General features: G+C 65.5%; 17 protein-coding genes. 6 read left to right on the forward strand and 11 right to left on the reverse strand.

The window, feature by feature from the left end:
* Positions 1 to 321: 321 nt before the first annotated feature.
* The 4 genes from AC1DW2_RS01445 to AC1DW2_RS01460 all read right to left on the reverse strand — a co-directional run bounded on the left by AC1DW2_RS01445 (position 322) and on the right by AC1DW2_RS01460 (position 3,818).
* Positions 322 to 555: a hypothetical protein gene (locus tag AC1DW2_RS01445; protein WP_208087489.1), complete on the reverse strand. Its 234-nt coding sequence runs from the start codon at positions 553 to 555 to the stop codon at positions 322 to 324.
* 178 nt (positions 556 to 733) lie between these two features.
* Entirely contained in the window at positions 734 to 1,147 is a 414-nt protein-coding gene (locus tag AC1DW2_RS01450) for a GFA family protein (protein WP_208089474.1), read from the reverse strand.
* Between the two features lie 20 nt (positions 1,148 to 1,167).
* Positions 1,168 to 3,000: an outer membrane protein assembly factor BamB family protein gene (locus tag AC1DW2_RS01455; protein ID WP_477005121.1), complete on the reverse strand. Its 1,833-nt coding sequence runs from the start codon at positions 2,998 to 3,000 to the stop codon at positions 1,168 to 1,170.
* 104 nt (positions 3,001 to 3,104) lie between these two features.
* Positions 3,105 to 3,818 (reverse strand): class I SAM-dependent methyltransferase, encoded by a 714-nt coding sequence (locus AC1DW2_RS01460; protein ID WP_208087491.1) that lies wholly within the window; start codon positions 3,816 to 3,818, stop codon positions 3,105 to 3,107.
* 87 nt (positions 3,819 to 3,905) lie between these two features.
* Here AC1DW2_RS01460 and AC1DW2_RS01465 point away from each other — a divergent pair, with 87 nt between their 5' ends.
* A complete protein-coding gene (locus AC1DW2_RS01465) occupies positions 3,906 to 4,667 on the forward strand; it encodes a dienelactone hydrolase family protein (protein WP_225005254.1) in 762 nt (253 codons plus the stop codon).
* Between the two features lie 226 nt (positions 4,668 to 4,893).
* Here AC1DW2_RS01465 and AC1DW2_RS01470 read toward each other — a convergent pair whose 3' ends face one another.
* Positions 4,894 to 6,591 carry a methyl-accepting chemotaxis protein gene (locus tag AC1DW2_RS01470; protein WP_477005122.1) on the reverse strand — a complete coding sequence of 566 codons (1,698 nt, stop codon included), beginning with the start codon at positions 6,589 to 6,591 and terminating at the stop codon, positions 4,894 to 4,896.
* A gap of 217 nt (positions 6,592 to 6,808) precedes the next feature.
* Between AC1DW2_RS01470 and AC1DW2_RS01475 the strand changes: the two genes are divergently transcribed.
* Complete coding sequence (locus AC1DW2_RS01475; protein ID WP_225005256.1) at positions 6,809 to 7,027, forward strand: hypothetical protein; 219 nt, start codon at positions 6,809 to 6,811, stop codon at positions 7,025 to 7,027.
* A 3-nt stretch (positions 7,028 to 7,030) separates the two neighbouring features.
* Here the strand turns inward: AC1DW2_RS01475 and AC1DW2_RS01480 are convergent, their stop codons facing one another.
* Positions 7,031 to 7,195, reverse strand: a complete 165-nt coding sequence (locus AC1DW2_RS01480) for a hypothetical protein (RefSeq protein WP_354124984.1) — start codon at positions 7,193 to 7,195, stop codon at positions 7,031 to 7,033.
* Positions 7,196 to 7,297: 102 nt separating this feature from the next.
* On the opposite strand from AC1DW2_RS01480, the gene AC1DW2_RS01485 reads away from it, so the two are divergent.
* Both AC1DW2_RS01485 and AC1DW2_RS01490 read left to right on the forward strand, forming a co-directional pair.
* Positions 7,298 to 7,687, forward strand: a complete 390-nt coding sequence (locus tag AC1DW2_RS01485; protein ID WP_208087494.1) for a hypothetical protein — start codon at positions 7,298 to 7,300, stop codon at positions 7,685 to 7,687.
* Positions 7,688 to 7,983: 296 nt separating this feature from the next.
* Positions 7,984 to 8,238, forward strand: a complete 255-nt coding sequence (locus AC1DW2_RS01490) for a hypothetical protein (RefSeq protein WP_028150218.1) — start codon at positions 7,984 to 7,986, stop codon at positions 8,236 to 8,238.
* A 40-nt stretch (positions 8,239 to 8,278) separates the two neighbouring features.
* On the opposite strand, the gene AC1DW2_RS01495 is transcribed toward AC1DW2_RS01490, so the two are convergent.
* The 4 genes from AC1DW2_RS01495 to AC1DW2_RS01510 form a co-directional block, all read right to left on the reverse strand.
* Positions 8,279 to 8,521 carry a DUF6719 family protein gene (locus tag AC1DW2_RS01495; protein WP_038935984.1) on the reverse strand — a complete coding sequence of 81 codons (243 nt, stop codon included), beginning with the start codon at positions 8,519 to 8,521 and terminating at the stop codon, positions 8,279 to 8,281.
* Between the two features lie 251 nt (positions 8,522 to 8,772).
* Positions 8,773 to 9,480 (reverse strand): outer membrane protein, encoded by a 708-nt coding sequence (locus AC1DW2_RS01500; protein ID WP_071917379.1) that lies wholly within the window; start codon positions 9,478 to 9,480, stop codon positions 8,773 to 8,775.
* Between the two features lie 287 nt (positions 9,481 to 9,767).
* Positions 9,768 to 10,202: a hypothetical protein gene (locus AC1DW2_RS01505; RefSeq protein WP_187388016.1), complete on the reverse strand. Its 435-nt coding sequence runs from the start codon at positions 10,200 to 10,202 to the stop codon at positions 9,768 to 9,770.
* A 212-nt stretch (positions 10,203 to 10,414) separates the two neighbouring features.
* Complete coding sequence (locus AC1DW2_RS01510; protein WP_354098557.1) at positions 10,415 to 10,783, reverse strand: His-rich protein BRANT; 369 nt, start codon at positions 10,781 to 10,783, stop codon at positions 10,415 to 10,417.
* Between the two features lie 251 nt (positions 10,784 to 11,034).
* On the opposite strand from AC1DW2_RS01510, the gene AC1DW2_RS01515 reads away from it, so the two are divergent.
* Together AC1DW2_RS01515 and AC1DW2_RS01520 are read left to right on the forward strand one after the other, a co-directional pair.
* Positions 11,035 to 11,577, forward strand: a complete 543-nt coding sequence (locus AC1DW2_RS01515) for a tetratricopeptide repeat protein (protein WP_028150223.1) — start codon at positions 11,035 to 11,037, stop codon at positions 11,575 to 11,577.
* Positions 11,578 to 11,686: 109 nt separating this feature from the next.
* The gene (locus tag AC1DW2_RS01520) at positions 11,687 to 13,075 is read left to right on the forward strand and encodes a serine hydrolase domain-containing protein (protein ID WP_208087497.1); all 1,389 of its coding nucleotides are present in this window, start codon (positions 11,687 to 11,689) and stop codon (positions 13,073 to 13,075) included.
* On the opposite strand, the gene AC1DW2_RS01525 is transcribed toward AC1DW2_RS01520, so the two are convergent.
* On the reverse strand, positions 13,062 to 14,633 hold the full coding sequence (locus AC1DW2_RS01525) for a S10 family peptidase (protein WP_208087498.1): 1,572 nt from the start codon (positions 14,631 to 14,633) through the stop codon (positions 13,062 to 13,064). The two genes, AC1DW2_RS01520 and AC1DW2_RS01525, sit on opposite strands and share 14 nt — an antisense overlap.
* Positions 14,634 to 14,864: the final 231 nt, after the last annotated feature.

Below are 14,864 nucleotides of genomic sequence, written 5' to 3' on the forward strand. Positions count from 1 at the left end.
ACAGAGGCCAAGGTCCCGTACCACTTGTTCCAAAGCTCAATCACGTGCTGGCTTCTCGCGAGAGTGCACCCACGATCGACAAGATCTGCTCTCCAAGAAGAACGAACTGGGCGATCAAAAAAGCAATGCTACTCATCGTCGCGCGGTTTTTCACCGCGCGGCAAGGTGACTTATGTGGCAATCTAAGCTGAGCTTCATTGCGGAACCGGAACTAAGAACCTAGCGTTCCCACAGCTCAACATCAGCGCGCGGATAGCCACGAACCACAGCCCCACGAGCGCGAGCACGGCGCCGATGACATAGCTCCGCATGCGTCCCTCCCTATTTGCAGAAACGGTGCGCGAGCGCGATCGACAGCCGGCCATGGCCGCGGCTTCGCGCAAGCTTCTCGGCTGCGGCCTCATTGCCGCCAGCCTCGGCCAGCAGGACCCGCGCGCCGGCACAGAACGCCGGCAGATCCGCGCACTGGAAGCCGGTGCCCATGGCGACGTAACGCGCGCCGCCGAAACAGGCGTATGGATCGAGATCGGCGGCAGGCGCCGGCGCGGCCGACAATGCGCCCCCCGAAGGCGGCCGCGAGCGTGAGCCGCTTCAACCGAGCACCACAAACAGCAGTGCCGCAGTGAACGGGAACGCGCACCACATGCCCAGCGCTGTGGTCAAGCTTCGTAGATCGCCTCGAAGGTCGGGGGTCCAATCCCCTCAGCCGGCACCAGCGCTTGAGGTGGAAACCTCAGCTTGCATTCTTTGGCGCACCGCTTTGCTGAAAGTGCTCCGCACCACTGATTTCGACCCAGCCATGTTTCGACTGCTCGAAAACCGATCTTAGCGGAGCCGGGAAATTCGGATCCGCCATCGCGCCGACGGCGACGCCGATCATCCCTGGCAGATTGTCCGCCTTCCAGTAGACCGTCGAACCGCAATGGGTGCAAAAATAGCTGCGGACGTTGCCGCCGCTCGCGGCCTTGCGAACGTATTCGCTTGGGGTCCCCGAGATCGTGACGGCCTCAGCCGCGTAGAAGGCGCCGACGCCGAAGGGCGCACCGGTTCGGCGCTGGCAGTCCATGCAGTGACAAGCAACGACCGCGCGGGATGGCCCCGCGAGCGACAATGCAACGGCGCCACAACTGCATCGGGCATCGATCATCGCGCCTCCGAACGTCGCGCTCACTCCGTCCCCACCTCGAACGCCAGCAGCACGTTGCCGGCGACGCCGCTCCATTGGCCGTAGCCGGAATTGGTGTAGAGCATGCCGCCGGCGATGACCGGTCCGGGACCGTCGATCGCGCCGCCATGGGCGGGGACGCCGTTGACGGCCTTGTAATCCTGCGCGGTGTCGAACTCCCAGAGCAGCTTGCCGTCGCTGGCATAGGCCCGCAGGAAGCCGCTGACGCCGCCGGAGAACACGACGCCGGGGATCAGGCTCACCGCCGCCGAAAGCGCGGGGCTGCATTGGAGTCGATCGCCACAGGCGACCGGAGGCACCTCCATCACGACTGTCCCGCTGGCGAGGTCGAGCCCGAACAGGCCGCCGCCTTGCGTGGAGTCGAGACGCCTGGTGCCGTCACGCAGGAAACGCACGTCGGAGTTCGCGACATAGATGCGATCCTGATCGGCGGCCGAGCCCCATTCGCTGCCGCCGAGCGCACCGCCCTTCCCGATCCGCGTCTGCCACAGGATCTTGCCGCCGTCGTCGGGATCGAGCGCGTGCACGACGCCGGATTTCTGTGCGATGGCAAGAACGCGCCTGCCGTCGCGCAGAGTTACCAGGATCGGCGACTGGCCGAAATCGTGGTCGGGTCCGTGATCCTCGGGACAATTGGTCTTGTCCACGCCGTAGCATGCCACGACATAAGCGTCCTTCGGCGTGGCCTGCTGGCTCCAGAGCAGCTTTCCGGTCGCAAGGTCGAAGGCGAGAATCGCGTCACTCGTCGCGGATGGCGGATTCGAATAGGAATTGCTGGTCGCGACATAGATCGCGCCGCGCCTCACATCGATCGTCGGCGCCGACCAGATCGCGGCACCGGACGGGCCGAACAGCTGCACGCCCTTCGCGTTCTTGTCGGTCGGATGCGGCACTTCCGGGATCGTATAGGCTTGCCAGACCGGCTTGCCGGTCGCGGCCTCCAGCGCCACCACGCTGCCGCGGAAGGTGCAGCATTCGTAAGAGGCTTGCGAGCCGGCGGCTTCCTCGAGCGAGGACACCGGCACGTAGAGCATGCCGGAATGCAGCACCGGCGCGCCGGTGATGCGCGCGGCCGGATGCTCGTCGACCTTCGTCTTCCAGATCAACGCCCCCGTCAGCGCGTTCACGGCATAGGCGTTGGCACGCAAATCACCGAAGAAGATCGCGAACTGATCGGAGCCGGGAAGCGGTGCGACCGTGATCGCGGCGCGCACCGCCGCATCGATCGCGAACGTCCACAGCGCGCAGCCGGTTCCCGCGTCGAGCGCATGTACCTTGCGGTCGGTGCCGCCGATGAACAGCAGGCCGCCCATGATCGTCGGCGGCGCAAAGGACACCGAGGCGCCGGGAAACGCGTAGGCCCATTTCAGCCGCAGGCGCGGCACCTGCGCCGCGGTCAGCCCCGCCATGTCGGCCGGCTGGAAGCGGCTGTTGTTGAGATCGACGCCCCACCCGTTCCAGCGTGGACCGTCGAGCGGTTGCGGAAAGCCGCTGATCTGCTGCGTGCAGCGGCCCTGCCCGTCAGACGCACTGTTGATTGCGGCCTTGCCGGTGACGAAAGCAGCAATCGCGCGACGCTCGTCGTCGCTGCGCTCCTTCGCCATCGCGGCCATGCTGCCGGAGGTCAGCGTCCCCAGCACGTGATCGAACGACATCGCCTGCATGGCGCCGCGCGCGGGCGCGCGGCTCTGGGCATCGCCGGCATCGTGACATTGCGCGCAATGCGCTGTGTAGAGCGCGGCGCCGTCCTGCTGCGCCAGTGCCGGCGTGGAGCACCAGATCAACAGAGCCGCTACGGCAAAACTCGGCCTCATGGCGTTCTCCGGCATCGTCGACACGCGACCCAAAGATCGCGTCACACAACCTGAAGTGTATCGCCATTGCGATCGCGGACGCAATGGAGTTCCGCCTGCGTCCGTCACGTCGCCGTGGCCATGCGGATACGATCGGGCAGTTCATCCAGACGCCATAGGGCAAGGCTCTTGTCGCGCCAGCCGCCGCTGCCCTCCTCGCAACGCTCGTTGATCAGCGCACGCGGCGACGGCCAGTTGAATGGTGCCTTCTCCATGTTCAGCGCGCGCCAATCGCCATCCGCGCAATCGCGATTTGCATCCCATTCTGGAAATGTCGTGACCAGCAGGAAGCCCGCGCCGCTTTCGGCAAAGCGGGCCACGGCGCGGGCGATGTTGTCGAAGCTCAAATGAACCAGGCAGTCCCGGCACAGAATGACATCCGCGCGCGGCAGCGCATCGCGCGTGATGTCGGCAACGAGAAACCGGCCGGACAATTCGCCGCCGGCCACACGCCGCCGATTGGTCTCGATCAGCGACGGGACGATGTCGATGCCGGTGTAGTCGAGGTCGAGCTTGATGCGGCCGATCCAGCCGGCATCGCCGCAGGGCGCATCGAGCAGCGAGCGCGCGTCGAGCCGTTGCAGCAGAGGAGGAAGCTCCTCCCGGATCGCGGCGGTCGCCGGGTCCTCCGAGCCGAGGCCCGAGACTGATGTGGCCGCGCCCCACAGGTTGGTCCGCTCGATCCGCTCGAACCGCGCGGCGAGATCGAGGCCGTCAAAGCTCTCGCGGTCCGCAACGAAGCGCTCATGGGCGAGCACGGGTGGACGATTGGGGATCATCGGGCGGGACTCGTGTCAAGATTCCGTCGCAAGCACACTATACAGCCGACGCGTCGCCTCCGAAATCTCCCTGGCGCGAGTTCGCTGATGATTACCCGACGAACGGCCATGACCGGCATCGCCGCGCTGCTGACGTCTATCCCTGCACACGGTGCACCAGGCGAACAGTTCAGCGTCACCTCCGGCAATGACAGCCTGCCCGTATCACGTTACGCGGCGACGGTGGCCGGGAAGCGCCCTGCCGTGATCGTGCTGCACGGGTCCCGCGGCATCGAGCTTAGGCTCCGCGCCTACGAGCGATATGCCGATGCGCTGTCCGCCAAGGGCATCGACGTCTATTTTCTCCGCTATATGACACCGGCCGATAAGGCCGCGCTGACGCCGAAGTCCAGCACGCATGAGAGCCGCGATGCCTATGACACGACGCGGTTCGACGATTGGGCCAACACGGTCTCCGCCACCGTGACGGCCATCCTGGGCCGGTCCGACAGTTCCGGGCGCATCGGCCTGCTCGGCTTCTCGCTGGGCGGCTACGTCGCCGCCGACACCGCCGCGCGGGACACGCGTATCACCGCGCTCGCGGTGCTCTATGGCGGCATGCCCGACGCTATGGCCGCCAAGGTCAAGCACCTGCCGCCCCTGATCGCATTGCATGGCGAGGCGGACAGGAACGTGCCGGTCGCGAAGGGACGGCAACTGGTCGAGCTCGGCAAGTCGGTCGGCGCCGAGGCCGAATTCGTGCCCTATCCAGGCAAAGCCCACGGCTTTGATTTCTCCGGCACCGACCCGATGACATCCGATGCGATCGATCGCGTCACACGGTTCTTCCAGCCAAGGCTCGCCGCCTGATCGAGGCGGGTCACGAAGATGGCTCCTGACCGCAGATTGGATCAGAGTTCAACATCAGGTAGCCTGCGCATCCGATGCGCTCGACTACCAGCAAAGAGAAGGCCAAAATCGTTGCCGGCGCCGTGACGGCCGTCGTCATGACGGCCATGCTGTTGGTGTTCGCGCTCGGCCTCTTGCTTCCGCATTAGGCGCGGCGAGCGCGGCGGACGAGTGCCGCCGCACACACTTACGCCGCGCGCACGGTCCGCAAGAATTTTCCGACTTCGTCCTTCAGCCGGTTGCTGTCGGTCGCCAGCATCTTGGCGGTCGAAAGCACCTGCGAGGACGCCGAACCGGTCTCGGCCGCGCCGCGCTGCACGTCGGTGATGTTGGTGGAGACCTGCTGGGTGCCGTGAGCGGCCTGCTGCACGTTGCGTGAGATCTCCTGGGTCGCGGCGCCCTGCTCCTCGACGGCCGCGGCAATGGTGGACGACACCTCCGATAGCCGCTCGATCGTCGCGGAGATGTCGCGGATCGCGTTGACGGATTCCTGGGTCGCGGTCTGGATTCCGGAAATCTGCTGGCTGATCTCGCCGGTCGCCTTCGCGGTCTGCTCGGCCAGCGTCTTCACCTCGGAGGCGACGACCGCGAAGCCGCGGCCGGCCTCGCCGGCGCGTGCCGCCTCGATCGTGGCGTTCAGCGCCAGCAGGTTGGTCTGGCCGGCAATGGTGTTGATCAGCTCGACGACATCGCCGATCCGCGTCGCCGCGATCGAGAGCTCGCTGACCCGCTCGGTCGTGGTGCGCGCCTGGGTGACGGCTTCGCCCGCCATCCGCGCGGATTCCTGCACCTGCCGGCTGATCTCGTTGACCGAGGACGACAGCTCCTCTGTGGCGGTCGCCACCGACTGCACGTTGCCGGTGGCTTCACCCGAAGCGACCGCGACCACCGAGGTCAGCTCCTGCGCGCGGTGCGCGGTGGTGGCCAGCGTCGAGGACGACGCTTCGAGCTCGGTGGACGCCGAGCCCACCGTCTCGATGATCTCGCCGACCGCGCGTTCGAAGCCGTCGGCCAGGTTGACCATGTCACGGCGGCGCTGCTCGGCAGCCTGCTTCTCGATCTCGAGCTGCGCAGCCTTGAGGCGTTCGACCTCGAGCGCGTTGGTCTTGAAGACTTCGACGGTCCTGGCCATGTCGCCGATCTCGTCGCTCCGCTCCTTCTCGGGCACCTCGGTCTTGAGATCGTTGCGGGCGAGACCCGCCATGGCGAGCTTGAGCCGGGCGATCGGCCGGGACATCGCATTGAGGCCGATGAACAGCGCGATTGCGATGCCGACGATCAGGCCGCCGGCGCTGACGCCGATCACGGTCCAGGTCGCGGATCTGGCGTCGCGGTTGATGGCTTCCTTGCGGTTGCTGACCGCCTGTGCGGACTCGGTCACGAACTGGACGATGCGTGCGAGGGCCGCGTCCAGCACCGGATCGCACTCCTTGTGCGCACGTTCGGCGGCCTTGGCATTCTCCTCCACGCTGCTTGCCTGCGCGCCGGCCTGGAGTACCGGATCGCAGCTGGCGAACGCGGCCTTCAGCTGGTCCCCGATGCTCTTGACCTGGCTGGCGCGCGACGGGTCGTCCTGCACGGCCGCATCGAGGTACTGACTGATTTCGGTGCGGTTCTGGTTCGCGATCTTGAGACGGCCAGCGTTGCCCGCCTCCGTCGCTTCGGTGAAGACCGCATAGAGCGCGGCATGATAGGTCTCCGCGCGGCGCTGGGCCCGCGTCAGGTTGAGCGCCGAGGATTGCGCGGCGGAGAGTTCGGTAAATCCGTCGACAGTCGCCGAAAGTTCACGCGCGGCGAAGCCGGCGACGGCGAGCATCGCGCATCCCATCACCGCCACGATTAGTGCGACCTTCCACACGATTTTCAGATTGTTCAAAAAGCTCATAACAGCCGCCCCAATGCTTCTGCCGACGCATAATCCCAGCAACGGGCATTGGAACCGGCGGACGTTAAGATTGATGCCAAATCCCCCGAGTAGTCTTACGGAAAAATAACTATTCGGGGGGTCGGCGTAAGCCTCGTGTAAGCTTCTGCCTGTTTTGGGGGCGTGATCCGGACATGACCGGCCGGAACCGGTCGCCGGCGTCAGTCGTTGTCGGCCCATGCGGATCAAGGAAGAAAACCGAAACATGTTTCTGCTGGCGACGGTGACGCTGTGCTGTGTCGCCGTGGCCGGCACCGTTGCGCTGTTCAAGCTGGCACCAGGGCCGGCTCCGGCAACGCAGGTCGCCGAACGCGCGGCGATCGACGTTACGGCTCCGACACCAGTCCGGGTGGTGGGGGCGCCGTTCGAGCCCAACATTAACCCGCGCGAGCGATAGCGCTCACGTCGGCGATGCCTCTGCGCCTGCCTCGGGCCGGCCTTGGGCCCGCGCCAATTCCTCCACGAACGCGATCACCTCCGCCCGCCTGTCGGGCGGCAGCGACAAGAACGCACGGACGAGCCTCAGGCCCTGCGCTTCGTCCGACTGGTCTGATTTGACGTCCATTCCTCACTGTCGGGCGGGCGGGAAAAATATGCAATCCCCAGCCGGACACCTCCTTGATTCGGCCGGCCAGCTTTGCTGGAATAGCTCCAACAGAGGTGGACCATGAAGTGGATCAGCGAGCGCGACGCACTGATCGCGCAGACAATGGCCTTCGTCCAATCGGTAACCGGCAAGAAGGGTGACTTCCATCCGCCGGAGAGACCGACGGCTGCACCGGACGTGCCGGTGGGGAGCGTCACCGTCGAGACCGTGGCGGTCGAGACATTGGCGGTCGAGATCAATCCGCCGCCAGTCCCGCTCGCCCCAGCCGTCATGATCCCGCCAGCACGGACAGGCGGCGATTTCCGCTCCGAGATGCAGGCCCGCATCGCCAATTTCCGCAAGCATCAGGAGCGATTCGAGCGTGAGCGGGAGGAGTATTGCGCGGCGACCCTGACCAGGCTCCGCGCGGCCATTCGCGACCCCTCCCTCCGTCCGCCAGCCGAAAACTAGGGCCGACGGTCGATCGGACACCTACAGCCAGGACCAGACCAACCAGAGATTGGCCGCACAGGCGCTGAGCAATCCCAGCGTCAGTGGCAACAGCATGTGCCCGCAGCAGGTCTTGAGGTCGGTCGTCATGGCCGAAAACATCCGCTGATTCCGGCAAATGAGTCCCAGGGATTCTTTTTTTGGGGATTCAGGACTCGTTAAAGACTCAGGGCCCGCGGCCCCGATCACGCCCCCGTGATCGCCCCGGAACCCCTTGCCCCGTGAAGCCGTTAACGCGCTTTCCGGGAGCGGGAAGAATGCCCTACGCCCTGTTCTGCAACGACGCCCAAATCAGCAAGGCCTATCCCAGCGAGGCCGACGTCTGGCAGCTCGCGCAGCAAAGCGGCCTCGTCGTGGATGTCAGCACCGACGACCAGCGCCACGGGCCGCGCCGGGTCCTGGACAATGATTACGAGATCAAGCCCTGCCGGGCCGCCCAGGGCGAGGACCCCGCCAGGAACAAGGCCGAGGCCGAGCAGCAGTCGAGGATGGAGCTTGAGCTGAATTCCTGAGGTTCGGCCGCAAGCCCAGGGTATCTCAGCAAGGGATCTCTCAGGGGGTCGCGGTCGCCAGCGAGGCCTGCTCGCCCGCCAGCACCACGCACGCCTTGCGACGGTGCAGCCCGCGGATCGCGCCCGTTACCTTCAGCACCTTGCCGGATGGGCAGGAAGCGTCCTTGACGAAGGCCACCTCATAGGGTGCCAGCATCAGAGGCTCGGATTTGAGGATTGTCTGTGCAGCGCACGGCAGGGAGATGAAGCACGAGAGCACTACTGCCGACACAAAGATACGCATGTCCGTCGTCCCACCAGCCCGGTAATTCTCATATAACGCCTTCCGGAGCGCGAGTTCCGTAGGCGGCAAAAATTATTTTTGCTTTACGCCAGTCCCATGACGCGCGTGAGAACGCGCGCGCCAGACCGTTTGCTTGCAAATGACGCGCCAGATGGTTCACGCAAAGCAAACAACAGGCAGGCAAACAAGGGCCTGGCAAACGAAAGGCCGGCGTGAGCCGGCCCTTGTCAGGTCGTGGTCGCTGTTGAGCGTCAGTAGCGCGAGGCCGCCGGTCCACCCCAGCCGAAGCGGTAGTTCACACCGACCTTGACGGTATGCTCGTCCTCCCGGCCCCGGACGCCGACGACGTCGGCCGGACCGGAGGTGAACGTCGTGCTGCCAAAGTTGTAGTACTGGTACTCGGCCTTGGCCGACCAGCTCGGTGCGAACATGTATTCGAGGCCGGCACCGACAGTATAGCCGTCCTTGTTGTTGCCAGTGGCGGTGAAGGGCTGCGCCACGCCGGCGACGTTGACGCCGAGGCCGCCATTACGCCAGGCGTAACCGCCCTTGGCATAGACCAGCGCCGGTCCCCAGGTGTAGCCGATGCGGCCGGTCACCGACCCGAGCTGGTCGGTGTTGGACGTCACCTGCGTCCCCAGCGGGAACGTGACACCGTTGTTGTTGGTCGGCAGCCAGGAGTACTGGGCCTCGATGCCCACCACCCAATTGGGCGCGAACTGGTAGTCGAAGCCGCCCTGCACGCCGCCCAGGAAGCGGGCGTCGCTCGACTGGAAGCTGCTGTCACCGGCGAACGCGCCGCCGACATGGCCGCCGATGTAGAAACCGGTCCAGTTGTAGATCACCTGCGGCGGCGTATAGGCGGGCGCCTTGGTATAGGTGCGCGGCTGCATGTCGGCCGCGGCGGCCGGTGCAGCCAGCGCCAGCAGAGCGACGGCGCCCAGCAAAATCGTCTTCATGATCATCCCCGTTCTTTCAAATTCGACACTCAGGAAACAACGTGGCGTGAATTAGGTTGCTTCGCGGCGATGCCGGAACGTTGATCGTCTGTAACTGTGACGGGTTGGCAACAACGCGATTTTGTTCCGTCACACCTGCTTGCACCGACTGTTTTCGTCGTCTGCGCAAGGCGGGCTGTAACGATCTGTCGCAAGGCAAACCAGCCCCGTTCAAAGCTCGCCAAATTGTGATCCAGCGGCTCCGGCGGCCCCTGTCCTAGCACCTGCCGATGAAGGCCGGCTTTGCGCTACCGCGCCATCTTTTCCAGTTCCGGAAAGGGTGCGTAAACCGCACCGGCGCAGAGCTCGCCGGCGCGATCGACGATGCGGTCGCCCCGCCCGTTGACGAACACGGCGGCCCGTTCGCGCATGCCCTTGTAGCTGCCGTCGGTCTCGCGTGGCGTGAAGTGCAGGCAGGCGACGTAGAACTGCCGTCCGCCGATCTCGCGGAGCACCGGATCGGCCATGGTGGCCTCGCGCACGCCGACGGGATTGTTGAGGTAAGCGCGCATCAAGGCCAGCGTGTCACTGCGAAAATTGTCGGGAAACGGCTGCGGCCCTCCCGCCTGGGTCCCCTCCATCAGGGATGGACGATCACCGTCGCTGCCGAAACATGCCGCGAGCGCCAGCGGCAAGACCAGAACCAACGCCAAGATCACCGCACGCTTCGCCAATCGCCCCACAGGCCACGCTCTCCGCTCGATCAGACTCGGAGGATGTTCTAGCTCCAAGGTTGCACGAAGGGAATTCGCTCCTGCTCGTAGGCTGCGCAAATAACGCACCGCCCCGCCGCCGGCGCCTGCGCTTTCGCGCTGACGCCGAGACGACGGGCCGGGCCTGAATTCCGCACGCGGCGGCGGGCAATGCCAGGGATGCCGCCGCGCCGGATCAGTCGTTAGCTGCGCTTGTCGATGGCCGCCGGCTTGGTCACGTCAGGCTGCGCCTTCAGCGACTTCTTGGCCGACAGATGCTTGTGGTGGTGACGATGCGTGCGCACGGCCTTGTGCTCATCGGGCGTGACCGCGGCATTGGCGTTCATCGCCTTCGACTTGGTATCCACCTTGGCGTCCGCCTTGACGTCGGCGGCCTTCGTGTCGGCCTTGACGCCGGCCTCGGGTTTCACGGTGGTGGTCGACACCTTGGTCTGGCTCTGGTCCGCCTTGATCACCGGCGCGGTCGTGGTGGTCTTGCCGGCTTCAGCGGCGAAGGCCGGGGCTGCGATTACGGAAGCGGCGAGCAAGGCTGCGGAAATGGTCTTCAACATGGTTGGTCTCCTCTTGGAAGGATCTTGAGGCGGCGCCCTCTCGCCTACTCTTCGATCGTGGGTGGGAGCCTAGGCGGCGCGCGCTGAACCCAGTCTGAAGTCCCTTGCAGGCTTCTGTTCATCTCGATGACAAGTTTGTCATCTGCGGAGGGGCGAATAGATCGTGCGAAGCGGGAATGTTTTTGCCCTCTGGGTGTTCCGGTCTTTGGGCAATCGTGTAGGATCGCCACGTTCCATACGGGAGAAGATAGATGCGCAAACTTTCCATGCTTCTGGTACCGGGGCTTGTCTCGATGGCGTTGGCCGCCGGACCGATGCTGACCAGCGCCTACGCCGCGGGCAGCGACGAGCCCTCGCCGCCGCCGAAGTCGGACAGCTCGGCCAAGAAGGGGAAGAAGAAGAGCTCCTCCATCAGCGATCCCAAATTCCTCGCGGCCTATCGCACCGCCTACACCACGATCTACGACGGTCACGACTACACGAGCGCGATCGGCCAGCTGAAGTCGCTCGAGCGCGACGACGTCGCCGACGTCGCCAATTTGATCGGCTACTCCTATCGCAAGCTCGGCGACTACCAGTCATCCAAGGTCTATTACGAGATCGCGCTGAAGGACGATCCGAACCACGTCCGCACCTGGCAGTATTACGGCCTCTGGCAGCTCGAGCAGGGCAACCGCGAACAGGCGCAGTACCACCTGAACAAGATCGCCTCGCTCGCCGGCACTGACAGCTCCGAGTATCGCTCGCTCGCCGCGGCGCTCGACAAGCCGACCGGCGCGACGCTCGTCTACTGAGACATCGCATCCTCGAACGAAACGAACGGGCACAACCTCGGGGTTGTGCCCGTTCCGCTTTCTCGGTTAGCCTCTCGCATCAAGTGCTCCCCTCGCAAATTGGTGCGCAATGGATACGTGGCTGCGATCCGCGATCGACTACATCGGCTCCTGGATCGAATTCCAACAGACGACATTCCAGCAGCCCGGCGTCATCGTCGCATTTGCCCATCGCGGCGAAATCGTCGCCGAGCACGCCTTTGGTCTTGCCAATCTCGACACCGGCGAAAAACTCACCCCGCGCCACCGCTGCCGTATCGCCTCGCATTCGAAGAGCTTCACCTCCGCCGGCATCATGAAGCTGCGCGACCAGCGCAAGCTGCGGCTCGACGACACGGTCGGCCAACATGTCGGCGGCCTGCATCCGCGCGTCGCCGAGACGACGATTGCGCAGGTGCTCTCGCACAGCGCGGGGCTGACGCGCGATGGCGCCGATTCCGGGCAGTTCATCGACAACCGTCCCTATCTCAACGCCAGGGAGTTGCTCGCGGAATTGAAGCTGCCGACCGCGATCGAGCCGGGGACGCGCTTCAAATACTCCAACCACGGCTTTGGCCTGCTCGGCCTCGTCATCGAAGCCGTGTCGAAGGAGCCCTACGCCGCCTGGATCAAGCGCGAGATCATCGAGCCCGCAGGCCTGCGCGAGACTGAGCCGGATGCGCCGCTTCCCAAGGGCGCATCGTTCGCGCGCGGCCACACGCGAAAGGTGCCCTTGGGCGAGCGTTGCGTGATCCCCGGCGACAATCCGACGCACGCGATGGCGTCCGCTACGGGCTTCGCCGCCACCGCCGGCGATACGGCCCGCTTCTTCGCGCAGCTTGCGCCCAACGCCAGGAAGAGCGTGCTCTCAGTCGCAAGCCGCCGCGAAATGACCCGGCATCACTGGCGCATCCCGCAGAGTTTCGAGGCCTATTACGGCCTTGGCATCAACGCCGGCAAAACCGACGGCTGGGACTGGTTCGGCCATGGCGGCCATTTTCAGGGTTACATCTCCCGGACCTGCTCCATCCCCGCTTGCGAGCTCGCGATCAGTATCCTCAGCAACTCCATCGACGGCGCGGCGCCGTTCTGGATGGACGGCGCGATGCAGATCCTGCGCGTGTTCAGGACTCGCGGCGCCCCCGACCGCCGCGTGCGCGACTGGAACGGCCGCTGGTGGACGATCTGGGGCGCAACCGATCTCGTCCCCGCGGGCAACCGCGTGCTGGTCGCCAATCCGCAGTTCATCAATCCGTTCATGGATGCCGCCGAGATCGAGGTCACCGGCCGCGACACCGGCAAGCTCGCCTGGGCTGCCGGCTATTCCAGCCACGGCGAGCCGGTGCGCCGCGTCCGTGACGCGCGCGGCAAGGTCAGCGACATCTGGATCGCCGGCGCCAATATCAAGCCGGAGCGTGTCGTGGCGCGCGAGATCGCGCGGAGATATCCGCCGCGCAAGCGGCGGCCTACTCTCGGATGAGAGCCTCGACCTCGCTCCGAAACGCCTGCCGCGAGCCGTCGCGCGAATAGAACATGTGGCCGCCGGGATAGACGACGAACTTGACCCGCTGCGTGGCGAACGCCGGAAGCTGGTCGAGCACCCGCTTCGATCCGAAATAGGGCGTGGCGAGATCGAATAGGCCGTGCGCGACCAGCACGTTCAGCTTTCCGTCGGTGGCAAGGATCTGGCGCAGCTCCGACACCGACTGGGGCGGGTTGATGCCGCGGCCGAAATCCCAATTGCCCTCGACGGCGCCGTTGAGGACTTCATAGGAGCCATCCGGCCGCCAGTTGAGCTTGCGCGTGAGAACATCGACCGCCGCACTCGTCAGCGGCGCCTGGAGCGCATCGCCCGAGGGATCGCCGAACCGGGAGCTGCTCGAATCCGGATAGGGATCGAAGCCTCGCACCGAGGCGTCGTAGCGCCCTGTCACCTTGCCGTTCTTGCGGTCGAACTCGCGGCGGAATTCACCGACGTCGAAACGGCCGGCGAGCCGGCGGCTCACGGCCTGGTCGATCCCGGTGAGCTCGGCAACCTTGTCGGCAAGGCGATTGGTGGCCTCCTTGTCCGCCTCGCCCTTGACGAGGTCGGCCAGGAACTCGCCCCGCGCGTAAGCCTCGACGTCGGCGAGATCGGCGCGCTTGACCGGCCCCTTGGCTTCGCGCGCCACCGCGACATAGCTCGGCAGCGTCGCGACATATTGCAGGAGGCTGGTGCCGGTGAACTCGCGGAAGTCCAGGAGCGGCGACACCAGGATCAATCCCCTGACGCCGACGCCATGCTGGAGCTGCAACTGGCGCACGACCTTCGGCCCGCGAATGCCGCCATAGCTTTCGCCGCCGACATATTTCGGCGAGGTCAGCCGGTCGTGCTTCTCCAGCCAGCGGCGGATCACGAGCGCGATCGAATTGACGTCGCCGTCGACTGAGTAGAAGGACTTGCGCGCGTCCTCGCCGCTGGCAACGAAACGGCTGTAGCCAGTGCCGACGGGATCGATGAAGACGAGATCGGTGAAGTCGAGCCACGTCTCCGCGTTCGGCTTCACATCGGGTGAGGCGGACGGCGACAGGGCTTCGCCATCGAGCGGCAGCCGCCACGGACCCGCAGCGCCGAACTGGAGCCATGCCGAGGACGCGCCGGGACCGCCGTTGAACAGGAACGTCACGGGGCGCGTCGCGCGGTCGGCACCATCGAGCTCATAGGACGTATAGGCGATGTCGGCGAGCGGCTCACCCTTGCCGTCGAACACGCGGATCGAGCCGGCAGTCGCGGTAAAGTCGAGTGCACGGCCCGGCAGATCGAGCGTCTGCTTGGTGGTCGAATCCGACGGAAGGCGATGCGGCTCGGCGGCGGACGATGAACCCTGTGACGCGCCTGGCGTGTTGCCGCCGCGCCCACCACCCTTCTGTCCCGCTGGGGCCGCCGTCTCGGCGCGCGGCTGCGGCGGATCGTCCGCGCGGGCAAATCCCGCGAGCGCGAAAGTCGACACCGCCAGTACCAGGGTCGCGCGGCGGAGCGCCGGCAAACGCATGACCATGATCGTTCTCCTTGTCCGGCTGCGAGAGCCGGCGAGCATCGCAAGGCTAGCGAGAAATTGCGACAGTTTGGGGGATAGCTGGCCCGGCGGCGCCTGAAGAAGCCGGGCGAGCACAAATCGACCCGGATTTGCCCTGAATCGGGATGGACGCTGTTTGCCTTGAACAGCGGTCCTTCTCGACAATGGAGGCCCAGGTCGTATAGACGAGCCCGGCGGAACTTTCTCCAGCCA

It is taken from the genome of Bradyrhizobium sp. P3_C3 (assembly GCF_056402655.1).

Bases quoted from the DNA above. Each gene is read 5' to 3' on its own strand.
- AC1DW2_RS01450 (WP_208089474.1), bottom strand. From the start codon at position 1,147: ATGATCGATGCCCGATGCAGTTGTGGCGCCGTTGCATTGTCGCTCGCG.
- AC1DW2_RS01455 (WP_477005121.1), bottom strand. From the start codon at position 3,000: ATGAGGCCGAGTTTTGCCGTAGCGGCTCTGTTGATCTGGTGCTCCACG.
- AC1DW2_RS01460 (WP_208087491.1), bottom strand. From the start codon at position 3,818: ATGATCCCCAATCGTCCACCCGTGCTCGCCCATGAGCGCTTCGTTGCG.
- AC1DW2_RS01465 (WP_225005254.1), top strand. From the start codon at position 3,906: ATGATTACCCGACGAACGGCCATGACCGGCATCGCCGCGCTGCTGACG.
- AC1DW2_RS01470 (WP_477005122.1), bottom strand. From the start codon at position 6,591: ATGAGCTTTTTGAACAATCTGAAAATCGTGTGGAAGGTCGCACTAATC.
- AC1DW2_RS01475 (WP_225005256.1), top strand. From the start codon at position 6,809: ATGCGGATCAAGGAAGAAAACCGAAACATGTTTCTGCTGGCGACGGTG.
- AC1DW2_RS01480 (WP_354124984.1), bottom strand. From the start codon at position 7,195: ATGGACGTCAAATCAGACCAGTCGGACGAAGCGCAGGGCCTGAGGCTC.
- AC1DW2_RS01485 (WP_208087494.1), top strand. From the start codon at position 7,298: ATGAAGTGGATCAGCGAGCGCGACGCACTGATCGCGCAGACAATGGCC.
- AC1DW2_RS01490 (WP_028150218.1), top strand. From the start codon at position 7,984: ATGCCCTACGCCCTGTTCTGCAACGACGCCCAAATCAGCAAGGCCTAT.
- AC1DW2_RS01495 (WP_038935984.1), bottom strand. From the start codon at position 8,521: ATGCGTATCTTTGTGTCGGCAGTAGTGCTCTCGTGCTTCATCTCCCTG.
- AC1DW2_RS01500 (WP_071917379.1), bottom strand. From the start codon at position 9,480: ATGAAGACGATTTTGCTGGGCGCCGTCGCTCTGCTGGCGCTGGCTGCA.
- AC1DW2_RS01510 (WP_354098557.1), bottom strand. From the start codon at position 10,783: ATGTTGAAGACCATTTCCGCAGCCTTGCTCGCCGCTTCCGTAATCGCA.
- AC1DW2_RS01515 (WP_028150223.1), top strand. From the start codon at position 11,035: ATGCGCAAACTTTCCATGCTTCTGGTACCGGGGCTTGTCTCGATGGCG.
- AC1DW2_RS01520 (WP_208087497.1), top strand. From the start codon at position 11,687: ATGGATACGTGGCTGCGATCCGCGATCGACTACATCGGCTCCTGGATC.
- AC1DW2_RS01525 (WP_208087498.1), bottom strand. From the start codon at position 14,633: ATGGTCATGCGTTTGCCGGCGCTCCGCCGCGCGACCCTGGTACTGGCG.